This is a genomic window from Carboxylicivirga agarovorans (genome assembly GCF_050589845.1).
GTDB lineage: Bacteria > Bacteroidota > Bacteroidia > Bacteroidales > Marinilabiliaceae > Carboxylicivirga > Carboxylicivirga agarovorans.
Map to the genome: position 1 here is coordinate 14356 of NZ_JBNGPA010000036.1, position 22829 is coordinate 37184.

13 protein-coding genes are annotated in these 22829 nt (G+C 40.5%); all 13 read right to left on the minus strand.

All coding sequences use genetic code 11. From position 1 onward, the window contains the following. Nucleotides 1-3: 3 nt before the first annotated feature. Nucleotides 4-1782 carry a sulfatase family protein gene (locus tag ACRD69_RS21615; RefSeq protein WP_430817233.1) on the minus strand — a complete coding sequence of 593 codons (1779 nt, stop codon included), beginning with the start codon at nucleotides 1780-1782 and terminating at the stop codon, nucleotides 4-6. 23 nt (nucleotides 1783-1805) lie between these two features. Then, a complete protein-coding gene (locus ACRD69_RS21620; RefSeq protein WP_430817234.1) occupies nucleotides 1806-3359 on the minus strand; it encodes a sulfatase family protein in 1554 nt (517 codons plus the stop codon). Between the two features lie 18 nt (nucleotides 3360-3377). Continuing rightward, entirely contained in the window at nucleotides 3378-5627 is a 2250-nt protein-coding gene (locus ACRD69_RS21625) for a glycoside hydrolase family 3 N-terminal domain-containing protein (RefSeq protein ID WP_430817235.1), read from the minus strand. A gap of 68 nt (nucleotides 5628-5695) precedes the next feature. Continuing rightward, complete coding sequence (locus ACRD69_RS21630) at nucleotides 5696-7291, minus strand: T9SS type A sorting domain-containing protein (RefSeq protein ID WP_430817236.1); 1596 nt, start codon at nucleotides 7289-7291, stop codon at nucleotides 5696-5698. 18 nt (nucleotides 7292-7309) lie between these two features. Next, entirely contained in the window at nucleotides 7310-8836 is a 1527-nt protein-coding gene (locus ACRD69_RS21635) for a sulfatase-like hydrolase/transferase (protein WP_430817237.1), read from the minus strand. Nucleotides 8837-8847: 11 nt separating this feature from the next. After that, entirely contained in the window at nucleotides 8848-10263 is a 1416-nt protein-coding gene (locus ACRD69_RS21640; protein ID WP_430817238.1) for a hypothetical protein, read from the minus strand. A 17-nt stretch (nucleotides 10264-10280) separates the two neighbouring features. Further along, complete coding sequence (locus ACRD69_RS21645; protein ID WP_430817239.1) at nucleotides 10281-11975, minus strand: RagB/SusD family nutrient uptake outer membrane protein; 1695 nt, start codon at nucleotides 11973-11975, stop codon at nucleotides 10281-10283. A gap of 121 nt (nucleotides 11976-12096) precedes the next feature. After that, nucleotides 12097-15222, minus strand: coding sequence for a SusC/RagA family TonB-linked outer membrane protein (locus ACRD69_RS21650; protein WP_430817240.1), 3126 nt, complete (start codon nucleotides 15220-15222; stop codon nucleotides 12097-12099). Between the two features lie 15 nt (nucleotides 15223-15237). Then, the gene (locus ACRD69_RS21655; protein WP_430817241.1) at nucleotides 15238-16620 is read right to left on the minus strand and encodes a hypothetical protein; all 1383 of its coding nucleotides are present in this window, start codon (nucleotides 16618-16620) and stop codon (nucleotides 15238-15240) included. Between the two features lie 377 nt (nucleotides 16621-16997). Then, nucleotides 16998-19268 carry a sulfatase/phosphatase domain-containing protein gene (locus tag ACRD69_RS21660; RefSeq protein WP_430817242.1) on the minus strand — a complete coding sequence of 757 codons (2271 nt, stop codon included), beginning with the start codon at nucleotides 19266-19268 and terminating at the stop codon, nucleotides 16998-17000. A gap of 75 nt (nucleotides 19269-19343) precedes the next feature. Next, nucleotides 19344-20198 carry a T9SS type A sorting domain-containing protein gene (locus ACRD69_RS21665; protein ID WP_430817243.1) on the minus strand — a complete coding sequence of 285 codons (855 nt, stop codon included), beginning with the start codon at nucleotides 20196-20198 and terminating at the stop codon, nucleotides 19344-19346. A gap of 319 nt (nucleotides 20199-20517) precedes the next feature. Continuing rightward, complete coding sequence (locus ACRD69_RS21670; RefSeq protein ID WP_430817244.1) at nucleotides 20518-21426, minus strand: hypothetical protein; 909 nt, start codon at nucleotides 21424-21426, stop codon at nucleotides 20518-20520. 10 nt (nucleotides 21427-21436) lie between these two features. Continuing rightward, on the minus strand, nucleotides 21437-22819 hold the full coding sequence (locus ACRD69_RS21675) for a RagB/SusD family nutrient uptake outer membrane protein (protein ID WP_430817245.1): 1383 nt from the start codon (nucleotides 22817-22819) through the stop codon (nucleotides 21437-21439). Nucleotides 22820-22829 lie beyond the last annotated feature (10 nt).

A 22829-nucleotide genomic window follows, 5' to 3' on the forward strand; every position in this document is an offset into this window, starting at 1 on the left:
TCATTAGTCAGGTTTAGACTTAAAATGAATATCATCCAGAAAGATTGCTTCTGTTAAAGGTTTCTTTGTAGATTGAAATGTAAAACTAATTTGTGAGACAGCTCCTTTAAACGCTTGACAATCGAAACAAAGTATTTGCCATTGACCATTTGCTTTGAATGTTTCCATTGGTTGAATCGATGTTGCTTTTCCCTTTTTTCCTTTTATTTCAATCATTGGCAAACACTGCTCAACAGCCTTAATCTTAAGGCTTAAATAGCGCTTTCGTCGTTGAAAAACAGAAGTTTTCATTAAAACAGACAAATCACTTTCAGCTGAATCATATGGCATAATTTTAAGCACATTATCGCTTTTATTAAGCCCCTGTCTGAGCGGATTATCGACAAAAGCCAGTTGCCCTCTGTTTGGCTGAGGTAGAAACTGTTCTGTATTTATTCCTTCAAAGTCTTCATCAGGATGATGAACATATTTGCCAACGGTAGGGCTCCAGCCCCATAGTTTGGGTCCCATTTTATCGGACCATGCCTGGTATTCTTCTTCCAGTGCTTTTACTACTTCCGGATACTTTTCGTAAAGGTTTTCAGATTCTGACCTGTCACTCAATATTCTAAACAACTTTGGTGTTCCATTTGCCTCATTGTTCACCAACTTCCATTCATTATTACGAATAGCCCAACGGTGATTAATGCGCCAGTACAAGACATCATGGACAGGACCATTCTCTTTTCCGCTTATATATGGCAACAAGTCTTTTCCCACCATTGTATTTTTGTCATTTACCGACGTTGCTGCAAGAATGGTTGGTAAGATATCTAAAGTACTTACTGCCTCTGAATATTCTTCACCCCCATTTACTTTCGCCGGCCAGGAAACACAAAATGGTAATCGGATCCCTCCCTCATATAAGGTTCCTTTCTCTCCACGGTAAGGCATGTTATAGGAATAATTACCTTTTATCTTTCCTCCGTTATCACTTACAAAAAAGATCAGCGTATTATCTCGTAATCCTTCTTCTTCAAGAGTCTTCAGCACCTTACCTATGTTTGCATCCATGGCATACTGCATGGCACACAGTGTTCGTCTCTTCGGATTTTCAATATGTTTAAATGGTTCTTTGTATTTATCGGGTGTTTCCTGCAGTGGCCCATGAACAGCGTTAAAAGCCAGGTACATAAAGAATGGCTTATTACGTGCGTTCAAAATATAATCACGAGCCTCATCACCAAAAGCATCAGTCAGGTAACGGGATTCTGACTTGACGACCCGGGTGTTTTTATATAAGGTTCTGTTTTCATTATTGCCAGGATAATAACTGGCTGCCCCTCCCAGGAAGCCGTAAAAATAATCAAAGCCACGATTGGTTGGAAAATACTCATCGGCCTCGTGCCCAACATGCCATTTACCAATACAAGCTGTTTGATAGCCTTGCGGCTTTAGATATTCAGAGATTATTTTAATGTCCGTAGGGATACCAGCCAACACATCGGGTTGAGCCCGAAAGGGTCCCGGATTGTCATCAAAGCCAAAGCTTTGCTGATAATTTCCAGTCAGCAAGCCGGCTCGTGATGGTCCACAAACCGGTGCTGTTACATACCCACAACTGAAATAAACACCGCTCTCAGCCAGTTCATCAATATTAGGTGTTGGAATATCCTTACTCTGTTGGTGATAGCCTACATCAGCATTACCAAGGTCATCTGCGACTATTACAATCACATTGGGCTTTTGAGCGAAAAGCAACTGACTCATAATGATGCCTAATATCAGCATATATATCCTCATAATCTGTTCCTTCTTTCTGTTTGTCAAATGGTTTCTTTGTACTCTTCCTGCAATTCAGCCAAGCGCTTTTTCAGGTTGCGTGTAATTTCCTCGTAACCAGGCTTACCATATAGATTATTCGTTTCTGAAGGATCTTGCTGGAGGTCATATAATTCCCAAACATCCATTTTATGATAGAAATGCATTAGTTTATAGCGTTCTGTTCGAACGCCATAGTGTCGTCTGACTGCGTGAAAACCAGGAAACTCATAGAAATGATAATATAAAGCATCACGCCATTTATCAACCTTTTCTCCCATAAGCAGTGGTTTAAAAGAAAGTCCCTGCATATCCTCCGGTTGATTTACATTACAGAAATCAAGGATTGTTTGTGCATAATCAAGGTTTTGTACCATCTTGTCAATTTCCTGTCCGGCTTTTACCTGGCCTGGATATTGTATCAACAGTGGTGTACGAAAAGACTCTTCATACATAAAACGCTTATCAAAAAAGCCATGTTCTCCCAGGTAAAATCCCTGGTCGGAGGTATAAATAACAATGGTATTCTCCTCCAATCCATTCTCTTTAAGGTAATCAAGTAAACGTCCAACGTTTTCATCAACCGAAGCAATGGTCCCCATGTAATCCTGCAAGTATCGCTGATACTTCCATAGCGCCAATTCTTTATCATTCAGTTCCATTTTATGAAATGCTTCATTGATTGGCCTGTATGCATTCCAGAAAGTCTCCTTTTGTTCATCTGTCGCCCTGTTAAACAAGTGCGGCCATGGATCGTAACGAAAGCTATCAACACCTGCTTCTATTGTCATTTTTAAATCATGCCCTTCGTACATGTCGCGATAGACATTCATTTTTTGCTTTGCCGATGCTTCTCTACCTTCATAATCATCAAAATAAGTGTCGGGCACAGGGAATTGCACTGAGTCATACATATTATAATGACGTTCGGCCGGCCACCAATTACGGTGTGGAGCCTTATTCTGGACCATTAACATAAATGGCTTATCCTTGTCCCTGCCTTCTTTTAGCCAGTGCAAAGACTTATCCATGATAAGGTCTGTGGCATATCCATGGTTCATAACCGTATCTTTGCCGGTAATAAAATCAGGATTGTAATATTCACCCTGATCATTTAAGACCTCCCAGTAATCAAAGCCTTGTGTCGGCACTCCTTTTAAATGCCATTTACCAACAATAGCCGTTTCATATCCTGCCGCCTGCAGATACTTGGGTAATGTAGGCTGATTCTGATCAAACTTATCCCTGTTGCGGGTAAAGCCATTTATATGACTGAATTTACCTGTTAATATGGTTGCCCGACTTGGTCCGCATAAGGAGTTGGTACAATACGCTTTGTTAAAAACCGCGCCATTTGCTGCTATGCGATCAATATTTGGCGTTGGAGCAATTTGTGAGATACCATGACCATAGGCACTTATAGCCTGTATGGCGTGATCATCAGAGGTTATTAAAATAATATTCGGTTGTTTCTTTACTGGCTTTGTAGCTGAACAGGCGAATGACATAACCACAAAAACAAGAAGTATAATTTGATTAATTCGATTTGTAAATACCATTTTTCCGGCTTTTATTGGTTATTGATTTAATAAGGTAAATTCGACCTGGTTTTGAGTATCAGAATCAGCACCTACAAAAACAGTAAAAGTACCGGGCTCTGTACCAAAAGACATATCCTGTCTGAAAAAGGCCAGCATATCTTCAGTTATGGCGAAGCGTATAGTTTTGGTTTCCCCTTTCCTGATAAATACTTTCTCAAAGCCTTTCAGTTCTTTCAATGGTCGGGTTACTGATGCTACATGATCCCTTATGTATAGCTGGACCACCTCACTGCCATCATAATCACCGGTGTTTGTCACATCAACGGTGATATTTAGCTCGCCACCCTGATTCATCGTGTTTTTATCAAGCAAAAGCTTGGAGTAGGCAAACGTTGTATAGCTCAATCCATAGCCAAAAGGAAACAGCGGTGTGTTCTCCACATCAAGATAACGTGATTTATAAGTATCCTTTGGCTTTTCCGGATTAAACGGGCGACCAGTATTCTTGTAATTATAATAAATCGGGATCTGACCTACATTACGCGGCATCGTCATCGTTAATTTCCCGGAAGGTATTTGTTTGGCATAAAGCAAATCGGCTACAGCCCTTCCGCCTTCTGTTCCAGGATACCATACATTCATTACCGCATCAACAGCCTCTACCTCTTTTTCAATGGTCATTGAGCGTCCTGTCATATAAACCAGAATAACGGGCTTGTTCAATTGTGCAATTTGACTGATCAAATCTGTTTGCACTCCAGGTAAGTCAAGCTTAGTCCGGCAAGCTGCCTCGCCTGACATGTTCCACTTTTCCCCCATTACCATAACAACCTTATCAGCATTTTTAGCTGCCTGAATAGCTTTACTGAAGCCGGAACGATCTTCAGTATTAACATCGCATCCTTTAACAAAGTGCACCTTACCTTTCGCGGCATTAGTTGTTATGGCCTCCAATATTGTTGCTTCAACTGCCTGAGGCTTACCTGCTGCCTTCCATGATCCAAGCAGATCGCGCTTTGAATTAGCCAATGGGCCAATGACTGCAACTTTCTCGTCTTTCTTTAAAGGAAGAACATTTGCTTCATTTTTAAGCAGTACACATGAAGCCACCGCCATTTCGTATGCTGTTTCACGGTTCTTTTCCGATAGTACTTCTTCTCGCTCCCGCACTACGTTACAGTACTTAAAAGGATCATCCATGATGCCCAGTTCAAACTTTAAACGTAACACATTACGAACCGCATTATTTAATTCTTCTTCACTTATCTCTCCGTTTTCAATGGCTTCTTTCAAATGGTCCATAAAAACTCCACCTTCCATATCCATATCAACACCCGCTTTCATGGCCAGTACGCCAGCTTCATATTCATCTTTGGCAACACCATGAGGTATCAGTTCATTAATGGCAGTGTAATCGGTCACAACCATACCGTCAAATCCCCATTCATCCCGCAGGATATCTGTTAGCAGGTATCTATTGGCAGATGCCGGTACTCCATCCAGATCATTAAATGAGGTCATTACGGTTCGCGCTCCTGCATCAATAGCGGCTTTATAAGGTGGTAAATAGGTTTCACGCAATACCCTGTCAGACATATCAACGCTGTTATAATCACGACCTGCCAATGAGGCCCCATAGGCAGCCATGTGCTTAACACAGGCCAGTATTGTATTGGTCTGACTAAGATCATTGCCCTGAAACCCACGAACCCTTGCTGCGGCAATTTGTTCTCCCAGGAAAGTATCTTCACCTGCTCCTTCTGAAACACGTCCCCAACGCGGGTCGCGTCCAATATCACACATAGGAGCAAAAGTCCAGTGCAACCCAGATGCTGCAGCTTCCCGTGCTGCCATGCGTGCGCTTTTCTCGATGAGTTTTAAATCCCAGCTGGCTGATTCGCCCAATGATATCGGTGTCAGGGTCTGGTGTCCATGAATTACATCATAGCCAAACAACAGGGGTATTCCGAGTCGTGTTTCATTCACAGCCAACTCTTGTAATTTACGGGTATACTCAACGGTATGAGCATTAAAAATATTACCGCATTTACCCGTTTTAATGGCATCTTCTTCACCTTCACGCAATACAGGACCAGTAACATCCCAGCGACTGGTAAATAAAACCGTTTGCCCAATTTTCTCTTCGAGTGTCATCAGGTTGAGCAGACTATCTACCCGTTGTGATATTTTATCGTTGTTATGACCTATTGTATCAGCCGAATGCTTACATGCAACAACAGAAGCAAGCAGACCAATGGCCAGTAGTATTTTATTGATCGTATTCATTTTGTCTTTTTCTTTTATAGCTTTTCCTCAATACACCTACTAAGCGGATTTATGTATGATAAATGCTCTTAGTTTTTAACTAACTTCTTGGTAATGAATGAACGATCACTGTACAGGCAAACCAGGTAATTACCATCTGCCAGATCGCTCACGGAAAAATCTACTTTTGAATCATGCGAAGTACTGACTGTTATTTCTTTTACTAAGGCACCATTTATACTGTACACTTTTAAAGAATCAAAGCCCTGACCAACATGCACCCCTCTCAAACTAACCAGATCGGTAGAAGGATTTGGACTGAGTACCACATCGTTTTCCATTCTATAGTCGCGAACAGCACTTGGTTTTTCGGAAAAAAAATCGTTGTATTTATTGAAAAAACCGGTTCCCAGAAATTGGGGCAAAGCAGCCAGTCCAAAGAACATACAAGAATAGTCAACCCCCTCCACTTTATTAGGTTTCCAATTCAGATCTGAGTAACTGTATTTCCATAGTATTGTTGAACCGGGCTCAAAATCTACCTGACCAATTTTTCGGGGATCTTTCAACATGGATAATAAGTCGGCCCTGACCTGACCTGGTGCGGCAGGTGAAAAACCGGCCAGAATATGTGGGGATACATTAAGGTTCTGATTCTGATCCTTTGAAGTACCCATATTTTCGGGTAAACAAATACGATCAACCTGGTATTTACTATCGGGTGCCCCCACACCTGCTCCTGTTCCATATTCATAAGGCTGCCATCCCAGCGCCTTCAGGTCAACATCACCAGCATCACTTCGGTCTGACCACCATGCAGAGTCTGCTTTCATGGCCATACGCATCTCATCGATATAGAATTTATTAGATGAAAAATGGTGCACAAAATTGTGGTTAAACATGAATGTAAACATCGAGGTAAAACGTGATAAAGATGGGGAGGCAACCGGGATATCTCCCTTATTCCCTTCATAAACTGCATGCTTCAGGCTTGATGGATTTTCATAATGCTTCATCCAGAGTTTATGAGCTGGCGAATTAACATTATTAGCTTGATTTTTAGCAAACCACGCAACGATCATGTATTCATTAAAAGGCACAGTCCAGTTTCCATTAGGTGTGCCATCTTCATTCATGCCTAAAGCAATTTGTCCTTTATCAACATCGCCAACAAAAACAGAATGATCGGTTGAATTATACAAGTCGCTAGCCAGTTCATTAATCTCTGCATTATCTTTAAAATAATTACGGGCAAACAAAGCACCTCCCAACATCAGGTCCGTATCAATAGGACTCCAATTACTGCCGCGTGCAGCTCCGGTATTGATATCGTAAAAGTGAATAAAACAACCTTTGGCCGTGCGAGGCAGCTTAAAACCCGGTACCTGACCCGAAACAGCCTTTAAAGTCTGTAGCACTTTTTGTTCTGCTGTTGGTTCCCACCCCATTGCATGACCGACACATAAAGACATTAATCCCATTCCAATGTTAGCCACTGAGCCCCGGTCTGTTGTGCCTTCCATTTTTACCATATCATAATAAGCGCCATTATCATGACGTAAGGCCTGGTAAAACTTATAGGTATTGTGGAATAAGTCCTCCAGTAATTCATCATCAGTCTTTTGAGCGTTCAGGTTAACAGTAAGTGCCAACACAAAAACGAGTAATATATTAAGCTTTTTCATTTTTCTTAGATTTGATGTTTAATGCTTCTTTTTTTGTTTTTCAGCATTGCGCTTCTTCTTTTTAAGTTCAGCCTTTTGCCTGATCTCTTCTAATTGCGCTTCGGGCATTAAACTGCGTTTAGCTGGAAATTCATTTTGCCATAACTCAGTAACCTTTTGAGCATCTGTTCGGTTATCAAACATCACAAGCGCCGGATCCTTCTTATCAACCATCCAGTTACGAAGCACTTTTTGCAGCTCAAGCAGCTCTCTTTGATACCTTGGATCATCTATCAGGTTGTTTGTTGCATCGGGATCATTTACAACATCATATAATTCTTCCGGAGCACGATGACGGTAAAACTCTGCCCAATTATGGCAGGCACTGTATTCTTCATTGTTTTCTATCGTTTTGAGAATATCGCCCTCATTGGAGTTCGCATAACGGTAGCCGGTCATGTGCCACGGATTAAAAATGTAGCGGAATCGCTTATTATCCACTGAACGCATAGGAGTCGCTTTACCCCCGATTTTATAATCAATTTCACCAAAGTGATAATCCCAGCCTTTCTGCTTCTTTCCTTTTATCAAAGGCATTAAAGACTTACCATCAGTCTCTTCTTTAATTTTTATACCGGTAGCATCAAGAAAAGTGGCAAATAAATCAACCTCGGCAACCATATGCACATCATCCTTGTGACCTGCTTTCATTGATGGATGATGAATGTAAAAAGGGGTTTTAGTACTAGCCACATAAGCATTAGCTTTTGCAAATGGAAAGGCTGAACCATTGTCTGATAAGAAAACGATCATTGTGTTTTCATAGAGCCCCGCTTTCCTTAAAGCCTTTATAACTGCATTAAACGTATCATCCAGTCTGCGTACAGAGTTATAATAACACGCCAATTCATAACGCACTTGTGCTATGTCTGGCAGGTAACCTGGTACTTCCACTTCATCCGGCGAATATAATTTTGAAGGGTGTTCCTCACCCTTTTTCATCTTCTTTTCAGGATCAAAAAACGGGCGATGCGGATCGTGGGAATTAACCATAAAGTAGAAAGGCTTGTTTTCTGCTTTGCAACGCTCAAAAAATTCAGCGCTAAATGCTGCATATTTCGATGGACTTCTTCCCGCACCCAGTTCTCCATAATCATGAACAAAGTCCCATTCAAACTTCATATCGGGAGTTGAGTGATTGACTTTTCCCAAAATGCCTGTGAGATAACCATTATCCTGAAAGGTTTGCATAGTGGTCGGCACTTTCTTTTTCATGTGCATAAAACCCATCATCCCACTTGACACTCCATACAAACCCGTCGCCATAATACTACGGCTGGGCATGCATATTGGTGTGTTGGTATGTGCTTGTTCAAAACGCACTCCTTCGTGGGCAAACTTATCCAGGTTAGGTGTCAGGTCCGGAATATCTCTTCCAAAAGTACCACTTGCTTCATAGCCCAGGTCATCAGCTGTAAAAAGCAGTATATTAAGCGGTTCATTCTGAGCCTTTACAATTGAAATGCTCAGTATTAGCGACAATATAATTAGGATTCTATTCTTCATAATTTCATTAATTATTGATTATCGCGAAACGTTCCCTCAATCGTTAAACTTTGAATAGCCAGGTAACCGGGATTAGGGCCGTCTTTATCAGCTACCATATGATACAGGACACGAATTTGATTTGAAGTACTTTCCGGCAGTTCTGCCTTATCTATTACAGCTGATAATTCAAAATAGCCATAGCCTGTATTGTCATCAGTCCCGGCTGAAGGGCTCGTTCCAAATGAACTGGCCACCACATTCCAGTTGCTCACAGCAGCTTGCTTTTCACTTTGTGAAGATAAAGCCAACATAGCCTGGTAATCTTCTTCGGAGCAGACACGTACATCGCAACGCAGCAGGCCTGATGTCAGTTCGGCTGCCTTGTTAGCAAGAAACGAAGCATCAATTCGCAATTCCAATGCCTTAGAAACATCAATTGCATCATTTACAACCGCAATGGATTGTGATTTATTGGCGGTAGCATTATCATATCCTGTTGCAGCATTGAATGGTAGCCAGCGTAATATGGGTGTGGTATCAAATGTATCATCAGGATGATTCTTATCCGCCTGTACATTCCAGAATGCTTTACCACTTTTTAATTCACCATATACAAGGCTTGTTTGAAGACCAGCAATCAAAAGTTCCGGCACATCGTTATGCGGGCCTGTTTGCTCCTGTGATAAATCCAGTTCGAAGATGCTTTCATCATACGGCAGATTTAGCTTACTTACATGCACATGAAGAGTGACTGGCTCGGGCTTACTTACAGTACCATTAAATACTAAGGTATAGGTTCCCTGTTCGAAGGGTCCGACCATTTCAATAACCCCTGTATTACTATCTCCATCTGTCACATAATCTGATTGACGACCAAATGTAAAAACATCTCCGGGGCTCATCAGTATTTCACCGATATTCAAATTTGTAAAGGAAAGACTTACATCGGGTAATAAGCCATCCAGCAATGTTCCGTCAGCATCGACCGGCAAGCCGGCAGGGTTGATCAATAATTCAACTTCATTGGTACCTGATGGCGTATGGACCATAATAACAGGTAACATTTCTTCAACAACCTCAAGCTTGATGGCCTGTTCATTTATGATCGAACCATAGGTATTGCTCGCCTCGACAGATAAGGAATAACTTCCTGTTTCCAGGATATTGCCTTCTGCTAATGATATTATTCCATTGTCATCCATGGTGAAACCATGTTCTTCCAGAACTTCATTGAGATATGTAACGCCTTTGAGTTTATAAGTCATTTTTCCTTCTCCCCGCACAATAGGTTCACCTGAGACCCAGGCTTGTCCTTTAAGCACTGATGGAAGATAGTTTTGATAATCCAATAAGGAAGGAGCTGCATTTAACTCCAGTACTTCTTTATCTTCAGAGCATGCCCAAAGACTGAAGATCATTAAAAGTGATAATATATATCGTGTCATCTTTTTAAGTTTAAGTCCTACCAAAGTGGGTGCTGTTTAACATTCTTGTTTAATGTGATCTCATCATTTGGTATAGGAAACACATTATGACGTTCTTCAACAGCATCTCCCGGATAAGTCAGGTATTCATCCTTTGATGCGTCATAGTCAGGGTGATTTACCATTAGGATGTTTTGCTCCTGCATCGCTTGAATCAGGATTCCCCACCGTACCAGGTCAAAGCGACGGATTCCCTCATAACAAAGTTCGCGACTACGTTCATCTTTTATCACTTCAAACAATTGATCTTGTGTGAGTGCCAAAGCCTGACCGGCTAGTAATTCCTGAACAGTAACGGCTCCAGCCCTTAACCTTACAGCATTAACATTGTCAAGTGCATCAAGTGTTGGTCCGTATAAATGGTTAACCGATTCGGCTTTCATTAACAATACATCTGCATAACGCAATAAAGGAAAGTTAATAGAGGTGCGCCACTTATTAATAGCACCACTCTCCAATACCAAGGCACTGTACATTGCTTCGCCAGCGTCATTAGTCCCGGATACTACCTTTTGCACACGTCGCCATTTACCTCCATACCAGCGTAACTTATTGCCGATATCAGCAGGAAAAGAGTATTCTCCATCCTGGTATTTAATGTTGTAAGGAACTATATTCCAGGCGTGACGTTCATCCGGATTATCAACTGGCATTGACTCAAAATCATCACCATAAAGCTGATTGAGCGTTGCCGTTGCATAGACCAATGGATTCGATTCAGGGTCATCATTAACTTCACCTTCCACTTTAGGACCGTTGTAGTTACCAATATAACCTCCCAGGTCGCGCTCTGTTGTATATTTAAACGATACTTCCCACATTACCTCACGACTATCTGCTACCTGTTGTATCTGATTCAGAAAAACATCACTATAATTATCCAATAATGAATGTTGACCACTGGCGATAATTTTATCACAATGTTTGATCACTTGGTTGTGACACTCTTCAATGCCAACGTCACCTCCATTAATCCTGTTACCGGCCAAATGAAGATAAGTTCGGGCCAATAAACCATGAGCCACATATTTGGTCAGACGTCCATAAGCTTGAGCTTCCTCCGGTAACATGCCTGTGGCAGCGTTCAGATCAGCTATGATCTGGTTGTAGACTACATTCGCCTCCTGACTTTCAAGGTGCAGGTCACCATTATCTTCTGCTATATCAACGAATGGTAAGGTACGAAGCGGTACAAGCTCAAACATACGTACAAGGTTTAAATAAGCGAAAGCACGTAAAGTGAGGCCTTCTCCAATCATTCCCTGCCGTTGTTCAAAGCTCAGACCGGCTATTGTATCCCTACCCTCAAGGTTATAAATCAAATCATTGGCACGTGAGATAAGCGTATAAGACTGCGTCCAAATTTTCTTAATATCGGTATTAAACGCATTGTAATTGAACTTCGAAATTTCACTCCCTCTTGTACTACTTGCTAGTTTACTATGAAGAAATTCATCGGTACCGGCATTGAGCCATATGGATAAATGCTCTTTATAGGATTCTGCCATCTTACTATAAATCCCAGCCAATGCCATTTCTGCCTGGTTCTTATCCTGGTAATAGTCACTGCGCTCAAACTCATTGGCCGGTTCAATATCCAGAAATTCACAGGATGTAAGACCGCTTATGAGCACTGATATCAGTATTGTATATATTTTGAACTGTATTTTCATATGCTTGTATTTTATTTCATTTGTCATAAGAAACTCACCTGAAAGACCAATTATTCCTAATTATTGTATTGGATAAATCGTATTACAAGTCCGTTTCATATGCTTAAATTTTCTTTCATCATTAGAATACCACATTCAGTCCCAGGGTATATGAGCGTCCTTTTGGATATGCTGAATAATCAATACCCCTGTTCAGCGCTTCGTTTTTCACAGATACTTCAGGATCGTAACCAGAATATTTCGTAAAGACGAAGAGGTTATCAACACTGGCTGAAAGCCTTATATTGCTTACATTCAGCTTTCGTACCAAGTGTTTAGGTAATGAGTAACCCAGGGCTATGTTTTTAATGCGCAGATAGGACCCATCCTCAACCCAGAAATCACTCATCATTTTTCCGCTATAAACCGGTATGTAGCTATTATTTCCTGAAGGAGCAGCCCATACACCATATTCGATCGGATTCTGAGGTGTCCACCTGTTAGCTACCTCACCCAGGTAGTTACGATTTCTTTGGGCACCCGGAACTCCAAAAACAGCCCTGTTACCATTGAATATTTCATTACCATATGACCAGGTAAGCAATACTCCTAAATCAAAGCCCTTGTATTCGAAGCTATTGTGCAAGCCTCCATGATGAATCGGATTAGGATCACCTATTATCTCTCGGTCATTTTCATCAACAATACCGTTATTGTCCAAATCAGCGTACTTAGGCATTCCCGGCCCCAGTTTCCCGGCTGTGTAATCAAGTTTGGTCACCCCCTCTTTTAGCATGTATTCGCCTGTTTCAGAGTTATGAATAAAATCATCGACCTGGTATATACCTTCCATTCGGTAGCCATACATTACACCAACCGGTTCGTTAACAAACAAACCATATATATTTTCTTCAGAAAAGATTCCCCCAACATTAGGATTATATAGACGTTCATCTTCACCAACACTTAGCTTACTAACCTCATTGCGGTTAAATGAAATATTAAAATTGGTTGTCCACTTGAAGTTCCTGGTGTGCACATTTACCGTCTGCAAAGTTATTTCCACTCCATAATTGGTGATACTGCCCCGGTTTTCCTTCACTCCTGTAAAACCAGCTGACGGAGGCACTAAGGCATCCAGTAATAGGTCATCCGTTAATTTATAATAGCCTTCCGTTTCGAGAATAATCCGGTTTTTAAGAAAGCCCATTTCCAATCCAACATTATATTGTTGTGTCGTTTCCCATTTTAGATTGGTGTTCGCCAATTTCTCCTGGTAGATGGCCGGACTATAGGAATTTCCGAAATAGTATCCGTTACCACTTCCCAGTGTCACCAGGGAGTCGAAATTACCAATACGATTATTACCTGTTGTACCATAGCCACCTTTTACTTTCAGATTTGAGAATACATTCAGATTCTGAATAAAAGGCTCTTCAATGGCTCTCCAGGCCAGGGCAAATGATGGAAAGTATCCAAATTGGTTATGACTTGGGAATTTAGAGGACCCATCGGCACGCATTGATGCGGTAAGTAAATATTTATCCCGAAAGGTATAATTAACACGAGCCAAACCTGACATCAGGCGTGTATTCAAAAAATTACTTTGTGAAACCTGGGGACTGATTCCCAAACCAAAATCATTCCAGCCAAAATCATCAAAAGGAAAATGGTTACTCTTCATATAGGTTTCATAAATTTTGGTATCCTGTAGGGTAAAACCTCCCAGTACATTCAACTTATGATTATCCTTAACCAGATTATAGGTCAGGGTATTCTCATTGATCCACGAACGGCGTTGAATTTGCTTCACACTGCCATTTATCCCATCTGTTCCCCTGTCAGCCTGGTTTGTTCCTTCATTATAGAACGTTTTGATCTGCTTGTTATCGTAGGTATAACCAAAAGTAGTTCTGAACTTCAGGTTTTTAGCAAGCTTATAGTTTAAGTATGTATTAACCTGAACCACATCACGGGGCTCAGAACGATCGGTATTTTCAAGCGTTTGATCAGGAGGAAAATAACCAGCGTTGTAATCATCTTCTTCATCTTCCGATGATCCATTATCTAAGGGCAACACTGGTCGAAACATAATGGCACTTTTAATGGCACTAACCGACGAGGTTGAAATTTTCATACCTGTATATTCGGTATTTGTATAAGCGGCATTGATACCAAGCTCAAACTTCTTACTTATTTTATGGTCAACCTTTAAACGTCCTGTAAATCGCTCAAAACCTGTATTAAGCATGGTTCCGTCTTCATTAACATAGCCAAAAGAACTGAACAGGCGTGTTAAATCATTACCTGCCTGCATAGATGCATTGACACGGCTGAAATTACCTGGTTTAAATATCTCATCCTGCCAGTTGGTACCTTTTACACCCTTGTATAATTCCGGGTCTCCATAGGCCGTATTTCCCTGTTCCTGTTGCAGAGAAACAAATTCATAGGGCGATAAAACATCCAAACGTCTTTCTTCCGGTATTACGCTAACTCCTTGCTGAACATTAACATTTACCCTTGTTTTTGAATCATCAACTCCACTTTTCGTACTGATGATAACCACACCATTTGAACCTCTGGATCCATAAATGGCAGTAGCTGATGCATCTTTAAGGATGTCGATTCGCTCAATGTCTTCCGGAGCAATGGTGGTAATATAGCTTGGATCATCAATTGGGAATCCGTCAACGATATATAATGGATCAGAGTTACCGGTGATGGAATTGCTTCCCCTTATCTCAAATACCATTGCCTGTCCCGGAGCACCGTCGGCTTTATTAAGCCTTACTCCTGCAAGACGTCCCTGTAGCATCTCATCTACGGACGGAGAAGCGTTATCGTCAATTTCATTGAGTTTTATGGATTTTATAGAACCGGTTACATCTTTCGCTTTTGTAGTTCCATAACCTGTAACAACAATTTCATCCAGCTCTTCAAGGTCACTTACCATGGCAACTTTAAGGCGCTGATTAACACCAACAGGGATTTCCTGCGTAACCATCCCGATAAATGAAAAGATGAGTACGTCACTTTCCTTAACCCTTATAGTGAATTTACCTTCATAGTCACTGATCGTTCCTTCGGTACGGCCCTTAATTCTGATTGTCACACCAGGCATAGGCTCACCTGTGCTTTCTTCAACCACTGTTCCATTCAGCTTTTTAAATTGTGCTTGTGCAAACAGATTAGCGCTACCCAAAAACAAGCTCAAAACAATAGCCAGAAAGAACGCTTCTCTCTTATATTTTATAATATTCATCATCTTCGCAAAAATTAATTAGTACATCGCTCTTACCTGCCATTTGTATACAAAGGCTTCTCTACCAATCTTCCCAAGTTCAGGGTTCAGGTGAACAGCCTTAAGTGCCAGACGCACCTTTTTACCTGTCAACTCACCTGGTATATTAAAAGCTTGTGTACCCCCTTCTGTTAACTTTGATTCACTGATCGGATTAGAATATGGTAACATGCCCGGTGCAATATTCTCACTCATTACTGTCCATTCGGTAGCAAAAGCATCGTCGCTGTTATATTGCTCATCATCACAAACCAAAAGAGCAAATTGCTGGTTAAAATCATTATCTATATAACGCTTATATGCTACAATTTCAGCATAAGCACTTTGGGCATTATTCAGATCAATCGGATCACTAACAACGATTGAAACGCATTCGGTAGTATTGGTTGAGGTTTTAAAACTTAGAAATAAACTATTCTCTTGCTCACCATTACCGCTGACATCCATTACCACAGGAACGCTGGTGGCATGCCAGGTATTGGTATGTCGGTTACCTTTATAAACAGGGCCATTAATGCTTTGGCTGAGCTCCGTGGTATACTCTTCACCATTGACGGTCGCTGAATATGTACCTGCGAAAGTAGAAGCAGTGCTGTTGACAAGGCCTAAATTTACCGCATTGGGACTATTATACTCGGCGTTATAAGCCACTTTTCCAACATTGGCACCAATTATCTCTATTGTTACTGCTTTGGATTCTGTATGGGTCCCCATTTCATTGGAAACACTAACATCAAAAGTTTGCAGAAGCTTATCATCATCACCTATTTCAACTATTGCTTCTTTTGTTATCTCACCTGTCAGCTCATTTATTGTGAAATAATTTAACGGATCATCCATTGTGAAAACGTAAGGACCACCTCCGTTAACACTGGCAGCAGCCGTCATATCCCCTGTTGCAGTGCTGTAAAAGGAATACAGCGATGGAATATACCTTAGTTTGTCAGGAGCAACCTGAACGGCCGAGAAATTAAAAACGTCAGCAAACACTTCTGTACCGGCTGGATTAGTCACCTGAATATCCAATGAATAATCGCCTGGTAGTAATTGACAATACTCTTTAATATTGATATTTCCATTTTGTGCATCAATCGCAAATGAAGCATTCAACACCTCATCAGGTGATGGCCCTTCAACGGATGCGATTTCAAAGACTGCATTTTCTCCTCCCATCACTGTTGGTGTTGCAGATACATAGTCATCACCTATGCGATATGAGTCCACTGGCATATAGCGCAATGAATGAGGTAAGCCTGTATACTTTTCATCATCCAGAAAAGTTGTGCAGGCCGCTATAAAGAACACCAAGGCTATTAGCAGGTAATTCCTTCCCCTCCGAAACCTTCCCTTTACATTTTTCATAAAACTGAATTTTCTATTAGTTACTGTATCTCCTGTCTGATTCAGGTAATATTTTCCTTTTTCAGACTTTGTACAGCAAATATATTTTCACCCCTGCATGCAGATGTAAAAACCGACTACAGCAGAGCTTTCATTTCGTAAATTTTCTTTGATATTTGAATCACACATTACCCATACATTAGTTACAGTTAAATACCTATCATATTATTACAGTGCTACTTAAAATACTATCATTTATTACATCTTTCAAATACCCAGATTAAAGCCTCTTTCCAATGTAGGGTCTATATACTTCAATTATAAAACAAATAAAAATAAAAAAAGGATGCCTGTAAGAAGCATCCTTAATTATTATATACCGGGATAAAAGTGTATGATCAATTCTTTACTATTTTCCCGATGTATGAAGTTTCCTTACCATTTCTTAATCTGACCAGGTAGGTTCCTTTCTTAAGGCCGTTTAATGACACCTTAGATATATTACTACCACTTTGTGTTGCTACAATGGCTCCATTTAAGGCAAATACTTCTACTTCATTGACTGTCTTTTCTCCTCCGATGTAGAGTAATCCATCAGTTGGATTGGGATATAAAACCGTTTCGTCACTTGGTAAGCGCTCCATATCTGTTGAAAGGTTATCTTCAAAAAGCAGGTCATCAAACCAAATAATTCCATCTTCACCCGGATTTGATGAAGCCAAAACAATATCCAGTTGATTAAAGGTATTTTGAAGTTTACTATATGGGATATCAGAAAAATCAAACCTTAGTTCAGTCCACTCATTATTACCACTAATGTTTTTTGATTTTATAAATTGCCCACTTCCATCTTTAGACAATACAATTTGTATATCACTATTAAAGTTTGAACGGACTTTAAGTGATAAATACCTACTAAGCATCAAATCCCAATACTGATTCTCAAGATTGACAGAAAGTGTAGTTTGTGTGTTGGCACCATCGCGAATCAACTTACCTGTTTTGTCTGATGCATTAGTTGCATCCTGCATGGGATTGTTAACCACCCTGTAACTCGATCCGGCACTAGCCAGCAATTTCCAATCCAATTTAGCCAAACTGCTTTTATAGGGGCCACCTTCAAAATCTTCGGCCATGAGCTCGGCACCCGGAACTTCATACTGCTGCTTTAAGACAGCCAGTTCCAATTTTAAATCTTTTACCACATCAGCATATTCGCCCTGGGAATAAACGTTATTCACTTCATCCGGATCATTTTCCAAATCATATAACTCCCAGGCATCGTCGGTGTAGAAATTGATAAGCTTAAACCGATGGCTTCTGATCCCTTCGTGACGAGGCACGCCATGCTTACCGTGATCGTAATAGTGATAATAAACGGCATCACGCCAGTCAGCCGGCACATTGCCTTCCAACACCGGCTTGAATGATTCTCCCTGCATATCATCAGGAATTTGAATACTGAGGTAATCGAGAATGGTAGGTGCAAAGTCAATGTTCTGAACCATCTCATTCACTTCTGTCGCTGCCTCAATGTTATTAGGGAAACGCATCAGTAAAGGCATTTTCATTCCATCTTCGTAAATAAAACGCTTCTCGTAATAACCATGCTGACCTGTAAAGTAGCTTTGATCGCCACAGTAGATGACAATGGTGTTTTCAGTCAAGCCATTTGTATCAAGATAATCGAGAATACGTTTAACATTCTGATCAACACCTGCCACTACCTTTAAATAGTCCTTTATAAAACGCTGATAGGCGTAACTTTTTCCACTTTGTGCTCCCGGAACAACTGTTCCATTTGCAACCTTGGTATCATAATCCTCATTGGCAGCATCGTAGTAAGCATGATAGGCCTCGCGCTGCTCTGGCGTCATTCGTTCCAGCAATTTATAATCCGACAGATCATATGTTCCGTATTTAGGAAAATAATTATAAGCTGTTGTTTCAATATCGCTACGCAAACGATTAACCGCAGAAGAAGCATACTTCTCCCTCGTGCTATAATCATCGTATAGCGTGCCTGGCTCAGGTATTGTTTCTCCTTCGTATAATTCAAGGTTTCTGATCATTGGCATACGCGTTACATGTGGTGCCTTATAATGAACCATTAAGCAAAATGGAGAATTCTTATTATCATCCAGCCAACTTAATGACTGATCGGTGATCACATCGGTTGAATAGCCTTCAACCTGCTGTGTGCTTCCCGTATGAGACTTAAACGTGGGATTATAATAATATCCCTGTCCCCCTCCTTCGGTCAGTATATTCCAATAAGAAAATGCATCGCCCGGGTTCTCTCCCTTTAAATGCCACTTACCTATAACAGCGGTAATGTACCCGTTATTTTGCAATATACGGGGCAATTGCTGCTGAGTATTATCATAAGTCGAACCATTACCATATACGCCATTTTTATGACTGTGTTTACCGGTTAATATGGCAGCTCTGCTAGGCTGACAAATGGAATTTGCACAGTAGCTATTAAAAAATATAGCTCCCTCATCAGCGATTCTGTCAATATTCGGTGTCTGATTAATACCGTCTCCGTATGCACTTATGGTTCGATTGGCATGATCATCTGCCATTATCAAAAGAACATTGGGTTTTTGAGCACTTGAAGCCAACAAAATCACCAATCCAACTATAATTAACAAAGCTCTTTTCATATCAGAATCCCTCTATATTTTAAAACAAAAGGGCTATCGTAAGATAAGCCCTTCCTTTGAATTATTATGTATCTTTTAATTTTTCATAACCTTTTCAGTCATCACAATGCCACCGGCAACCACCTTAACAATGTAAATACCTGTTGGTAATTCAGTAACTGATAACTGTGTCAAATCATTTCCTTTGATCTTTTTAACCAATTTACCTGTTAGATCGATAATACCTATTTCGCTTACCCGGGCATCGCTCAATACATTAACGATCCCGTTGTTATAATAGACTTTTGATGATTGACGAATTTCATCCTCTATGCCGGTAGGAATTTCATTGACCAATACGAAATCATCAAAATATATTTCCAAATCCTCTGCTCTTTCATCATTCCAGTCTACCTGGATTTGAAAAGCGTCATAATCATCAGTTTGCGTTTTAGCTGAGATATCAAAATAGCATTCCATCCAGCCACTTTTATTAGTAGCTAAACCATCTTCACCATCAAACCTGTTTTTAACTACACCGATCCATGTACCCGGATTAGGAGAGCTTACATTATCTGAATTCCATACGCCGGCTTTACCTCTGGGCTTAAGAACCGTAGCAGGTGTACCGCCTGTCACATAAATATTTACCTTAACCGCAGAATAATCGTTTGCTTTAAATGATACTCCTTCAGGCAATTGAAACATTATGGCATCAATTTTATTGCCTCCATTCGTTCCAATGGCATTGGCATTTACTTTTAAAACTGTAGCTGATGAATTAATGGCATCAGGCGAGGGATTAGCTACAAGGCTGGTTGTTTGCAATCCACTGCCTCCAATTGTTACAGGTCCATATTTTAAGGTGGTTTCAAAATCGCAAATTACCACCTGAGCAAATAAACTGCTGGCAAAAAAAACAGTTGTTAAAAGAAGTAATAGTTTTTTCATAACAAATAGATTTAAATAAATGATGCAACAAATCTATAAGCTCTGTCAGCGACAATTAATAAATACACCTATCAACAACTTTCACTGTTTTTTTTCAGCGGTTAAAACACCTATACAAGTAATTTTTAACAACACATTTCTACCTGACTAACTGAACATTGACAAAGCATTAAATTTGAGATATTCAATAAAAAAACAGCACTATGGTTTTTTATATAAATTGATAGATCCTCCATGATTTTATCATATTTAACAGACAAAAAAAGAGAGTCACCCGAAAGCAACTCTCTTTTACGACTATGAATCTATTATGAAATATCTATTCAGCTTGTTTAGTCATGATACAATAATCCTGAATACCTGCTGCAAACAGAGCACCTGCGTATTCTGCCGGAGCTTTAATTTGTAATAAATAGCCTTTCGGAAACTCTATAATGCCCGTTTCCGTATTAAAGGTTCCATAGGTTTCCGGATACAAATTGACCAACCCTGCACTTTGGTCGGCCCAGTCCCAGCCCAGAACAGCCAGATTAAGTGATAACCCGGCATAGTTTACTCCGAACAATTGCTGATCGCGCATTATTTTAACAGTTCCGTTATCGTAATCAAACTGCAAAACCAGGTCCTGATTCTCAGCCCATAAACCAGTCAGAACAGCCTTATCAGCATCTTCATGCCCTGAAATCGTCACTTCATATTCATAGGATGGATGTCCCTCTTCAATGGTCGTTTCATATAAGTCAAACGTTCCAAAAAAGTCTATTAGTGGATGTTCGTCATCTCCAATAGTAATTTCAGCAATAGTACCAACACCATCTGTCATGCCAACCTTGTGGCCTGTTTCTGAGCTTATCAATTTTAAGCGAAAAGTCTTGGAACCATCCATTTCATCATTATCAATTGGTAATATGCTGATGTACTCAGTCAGTGACTCTGCGTAAATTAGATTCCTGGAAGAATTAACTATTTCAAAATCCACTCCTTCAATGGCGGCATTCTCGATTCCTTCAATATCAACCTCAAAACTTACCTGTCCACCCGGCATTGAACTGGCGATATAAACAGGTACCAATAAAGGTTCAACCTCACTTTCAAGTATTCTGTCTTTATTAGTGCTAAAGGCAAAGAAGGCATCCTTGTCATTAAACAGATGATCCTCCTGATCTGTACATGCACCTGCCAGCACTAATAATATAAATGCAATTGAATTATATATTATCTGTTTCATTTTTATTCTGTTAGTTATATCCCTTATTCTGTTCCATATTATCGTTGGCAAACATTTCGTTCTGAGGCACCGGAAAAACAAAACGATAATCACCAGCCTCCAGCTCAATGCCTGATGCCAGCTCACTATCTTCAGGCAATCGCTTAATACCCAGACCCCACCTTTTCAAGTCGATGTAACGGTGTCCTTCATATGCCATTTCCCTGCGACGCTCTTCCTGCAAAAAAGCCAACGCTGTTTCCTGATTATCATCAGGAGCTGCCACAGGCATAGTCAAACGTTTGCTGCGAAGAATATTGAGATCTCCAGCTCCACCAACCAGGTTATTATTCATGATATGAGCCTCAGCCCTTATTAAAAACATTTCTGATAAACGCAGAGCCTTCAAGTCGACAATGTTCGGCCCTACTCCCTTACCATCATGTTTAAATATGGCTGGATTGTTTTGTGTATTGACGCCAAAATAGATATTCGCTCTCACATCATCAGAGGTATATTGATTTTGCAGATCATTACTTGGCGAGAAATACAACTCGCCGTTTGACGGATCGTTAAAAATATTTCCTAAAGCTGGTGATCCCTCAACCCGCGAAAGCTTAAATATCACCTCTGTTTTCTCTTCTGTTTCAAAAGCGTCATTCCAAATATCAGCCACCTCATTTAATTCGGCCAAACGCATCCCTGAATCATCAATTACATCAGATGCAAAAGCTATAGCTGCATCATAATCCTTTTGGTACAATGCCACGCGAGCCATCAAAGCATTGGCTGCAATTTTATTGGCGTTATTACTTCGGAATTCATCTCCCATCAAGGCAATGGCCTGTTGCAGATCGGACTTTACATACTGATAAACATCTGCTTGTGAAATACGCTCAGGATTACCAATGGTTGATTCTAACATATAAGGAACACCCAATACATCAGATGCATCATAGTTATTGGCAAATCCCCTCATTAATTCAAAATGACAATAAGCGCGCATAAAGTAACACTCACCTATTACCTGCCTGATACGCGCATCTTCCACATCAAAACGCTGCGCAACTTCCAGCATACGGTTGGCACGGTCAATGGTATGATACATGTCGCGCCACATGCTGTAAAACTCACCAACATTAGCTGTAAACTCCCAGTTGTGAATGGCGATACCCTGCCCACGGTTTTGTTCAGATAATCGCACATCATCACTCGCACGGGAAGAGACAGCCACTATTGTATGCCCGTTCAAAGACGCATACACCCCAATCATTCCATCCTGCACATCTTCTATGGATTGAAACGCATCTTCATCCACAATGGAATCTTTCGGATTAAGGTCGAGGTAACTATCGCATGCCATAAAGTTCATTGCGACAAGTGCTGACCATATATATTTTATCATTGTTTTCATTGCAATATTC

What these genes read in the sequence shown, in the direction of transcription:
- ACRD69_RS21615 (WP_430817233.1), bottom strand. Translation starts at nt 1,782, where the DNA reads ATGAGGATATATATGCTGATATTAGGCATCATTATGAGTCAGTTGCTT.
- ACRD69_RS21620 (WP_430817234.1), bottom strand. Translation starts at nt 3,359, where the DNA reads ATGGTATTTACAAATCGAATTAATCAAATTATACTTCTTGTTTTTGTG.
- ACRD69_RS21625 (WP_430817235.1), bottom strand. Translation starts at nt 5,627, where the DNA reads ATGAATACGATCAATAAAATACTACTGGCCATTGGTCTGCTTGCTTCT.
- ACRD69_RS21630 (WP_430817236.1), bottom strand. Translation starts at nt 7,291, where the DNA reads ATGAAAAAGCTTAATATATTACTCGTTTTTGTGTTGGCACTTACTGTT.
- ACRD69_RS21635 (WP_430817237.1), bottom strand. Translation starts at nt 8,836, where the DNA reads ATGAAGAATAGAATCCTAATTATATTGTCGCTAATACTGAGCATTTCA.
- ACRD69_RS21640 (WP_430817238.1), bottom strand. Translation starts at nt 10,263, where the DNA reads ATGACACGATATATATTATCACTTTTAATGATCTTCAGTCTTTGGGCA.
- ACRD69_RS21645 (WP_430817239.1), bottom strand. Translation starts at nt 11,975, where the DNA reads ATGAAAATACAGTTCAAAATATATACAATACTGATATCAGTGCTCATA.
- ACRD69_RS21650 (WP_430817240.1), bottom strand. Translation starts at nt 15,222, where the DNA reads ATGATGAATATTATAAAATATAAGAGAGAAGCGTTCTTTCTGGCTATT.
- ACRD69_RS21655 (WP_430817241.1), bottom strand. Translation starts at nt 16,620, where the DNA reads ATGAAAAATGTAAAGGGAAGGTTTCGGAGGGGAAGGAATTACCTGCTA.
- ACRD69_RS21660 (WP_430817242.1), bottom strand. Translation starts at nt 19,268, where the DNA reads ATGAAAAGAGCTTTGTTAATTATAGTTGGATTGGTGATTTTGTTGGCT.
- ACRD69_RS21665 (WP_430817243.1), bottom strand. Translation starts at nt 20,198, where the DNA reads ATGAAAAAACTATTACTTCTTTTAACAACTGTTTTTTTTGCCAGCAGT.
- ACRD69_RS21670 (WP_430817244.1), bottom strand. Translation starts at nt 21,426, where the DNA reads ATGAAACAGATAATATATAATTCAATTGCATTTATATTATTAGTGCTG.
- ACRD69_RS21675 (WP_430817245.1), bottom strand. Translation starts at nt 22,819, where the DNA reads ATGAAAACAATGATAAAATATATATGGTCAGCACTTGTCGCAATGAAC.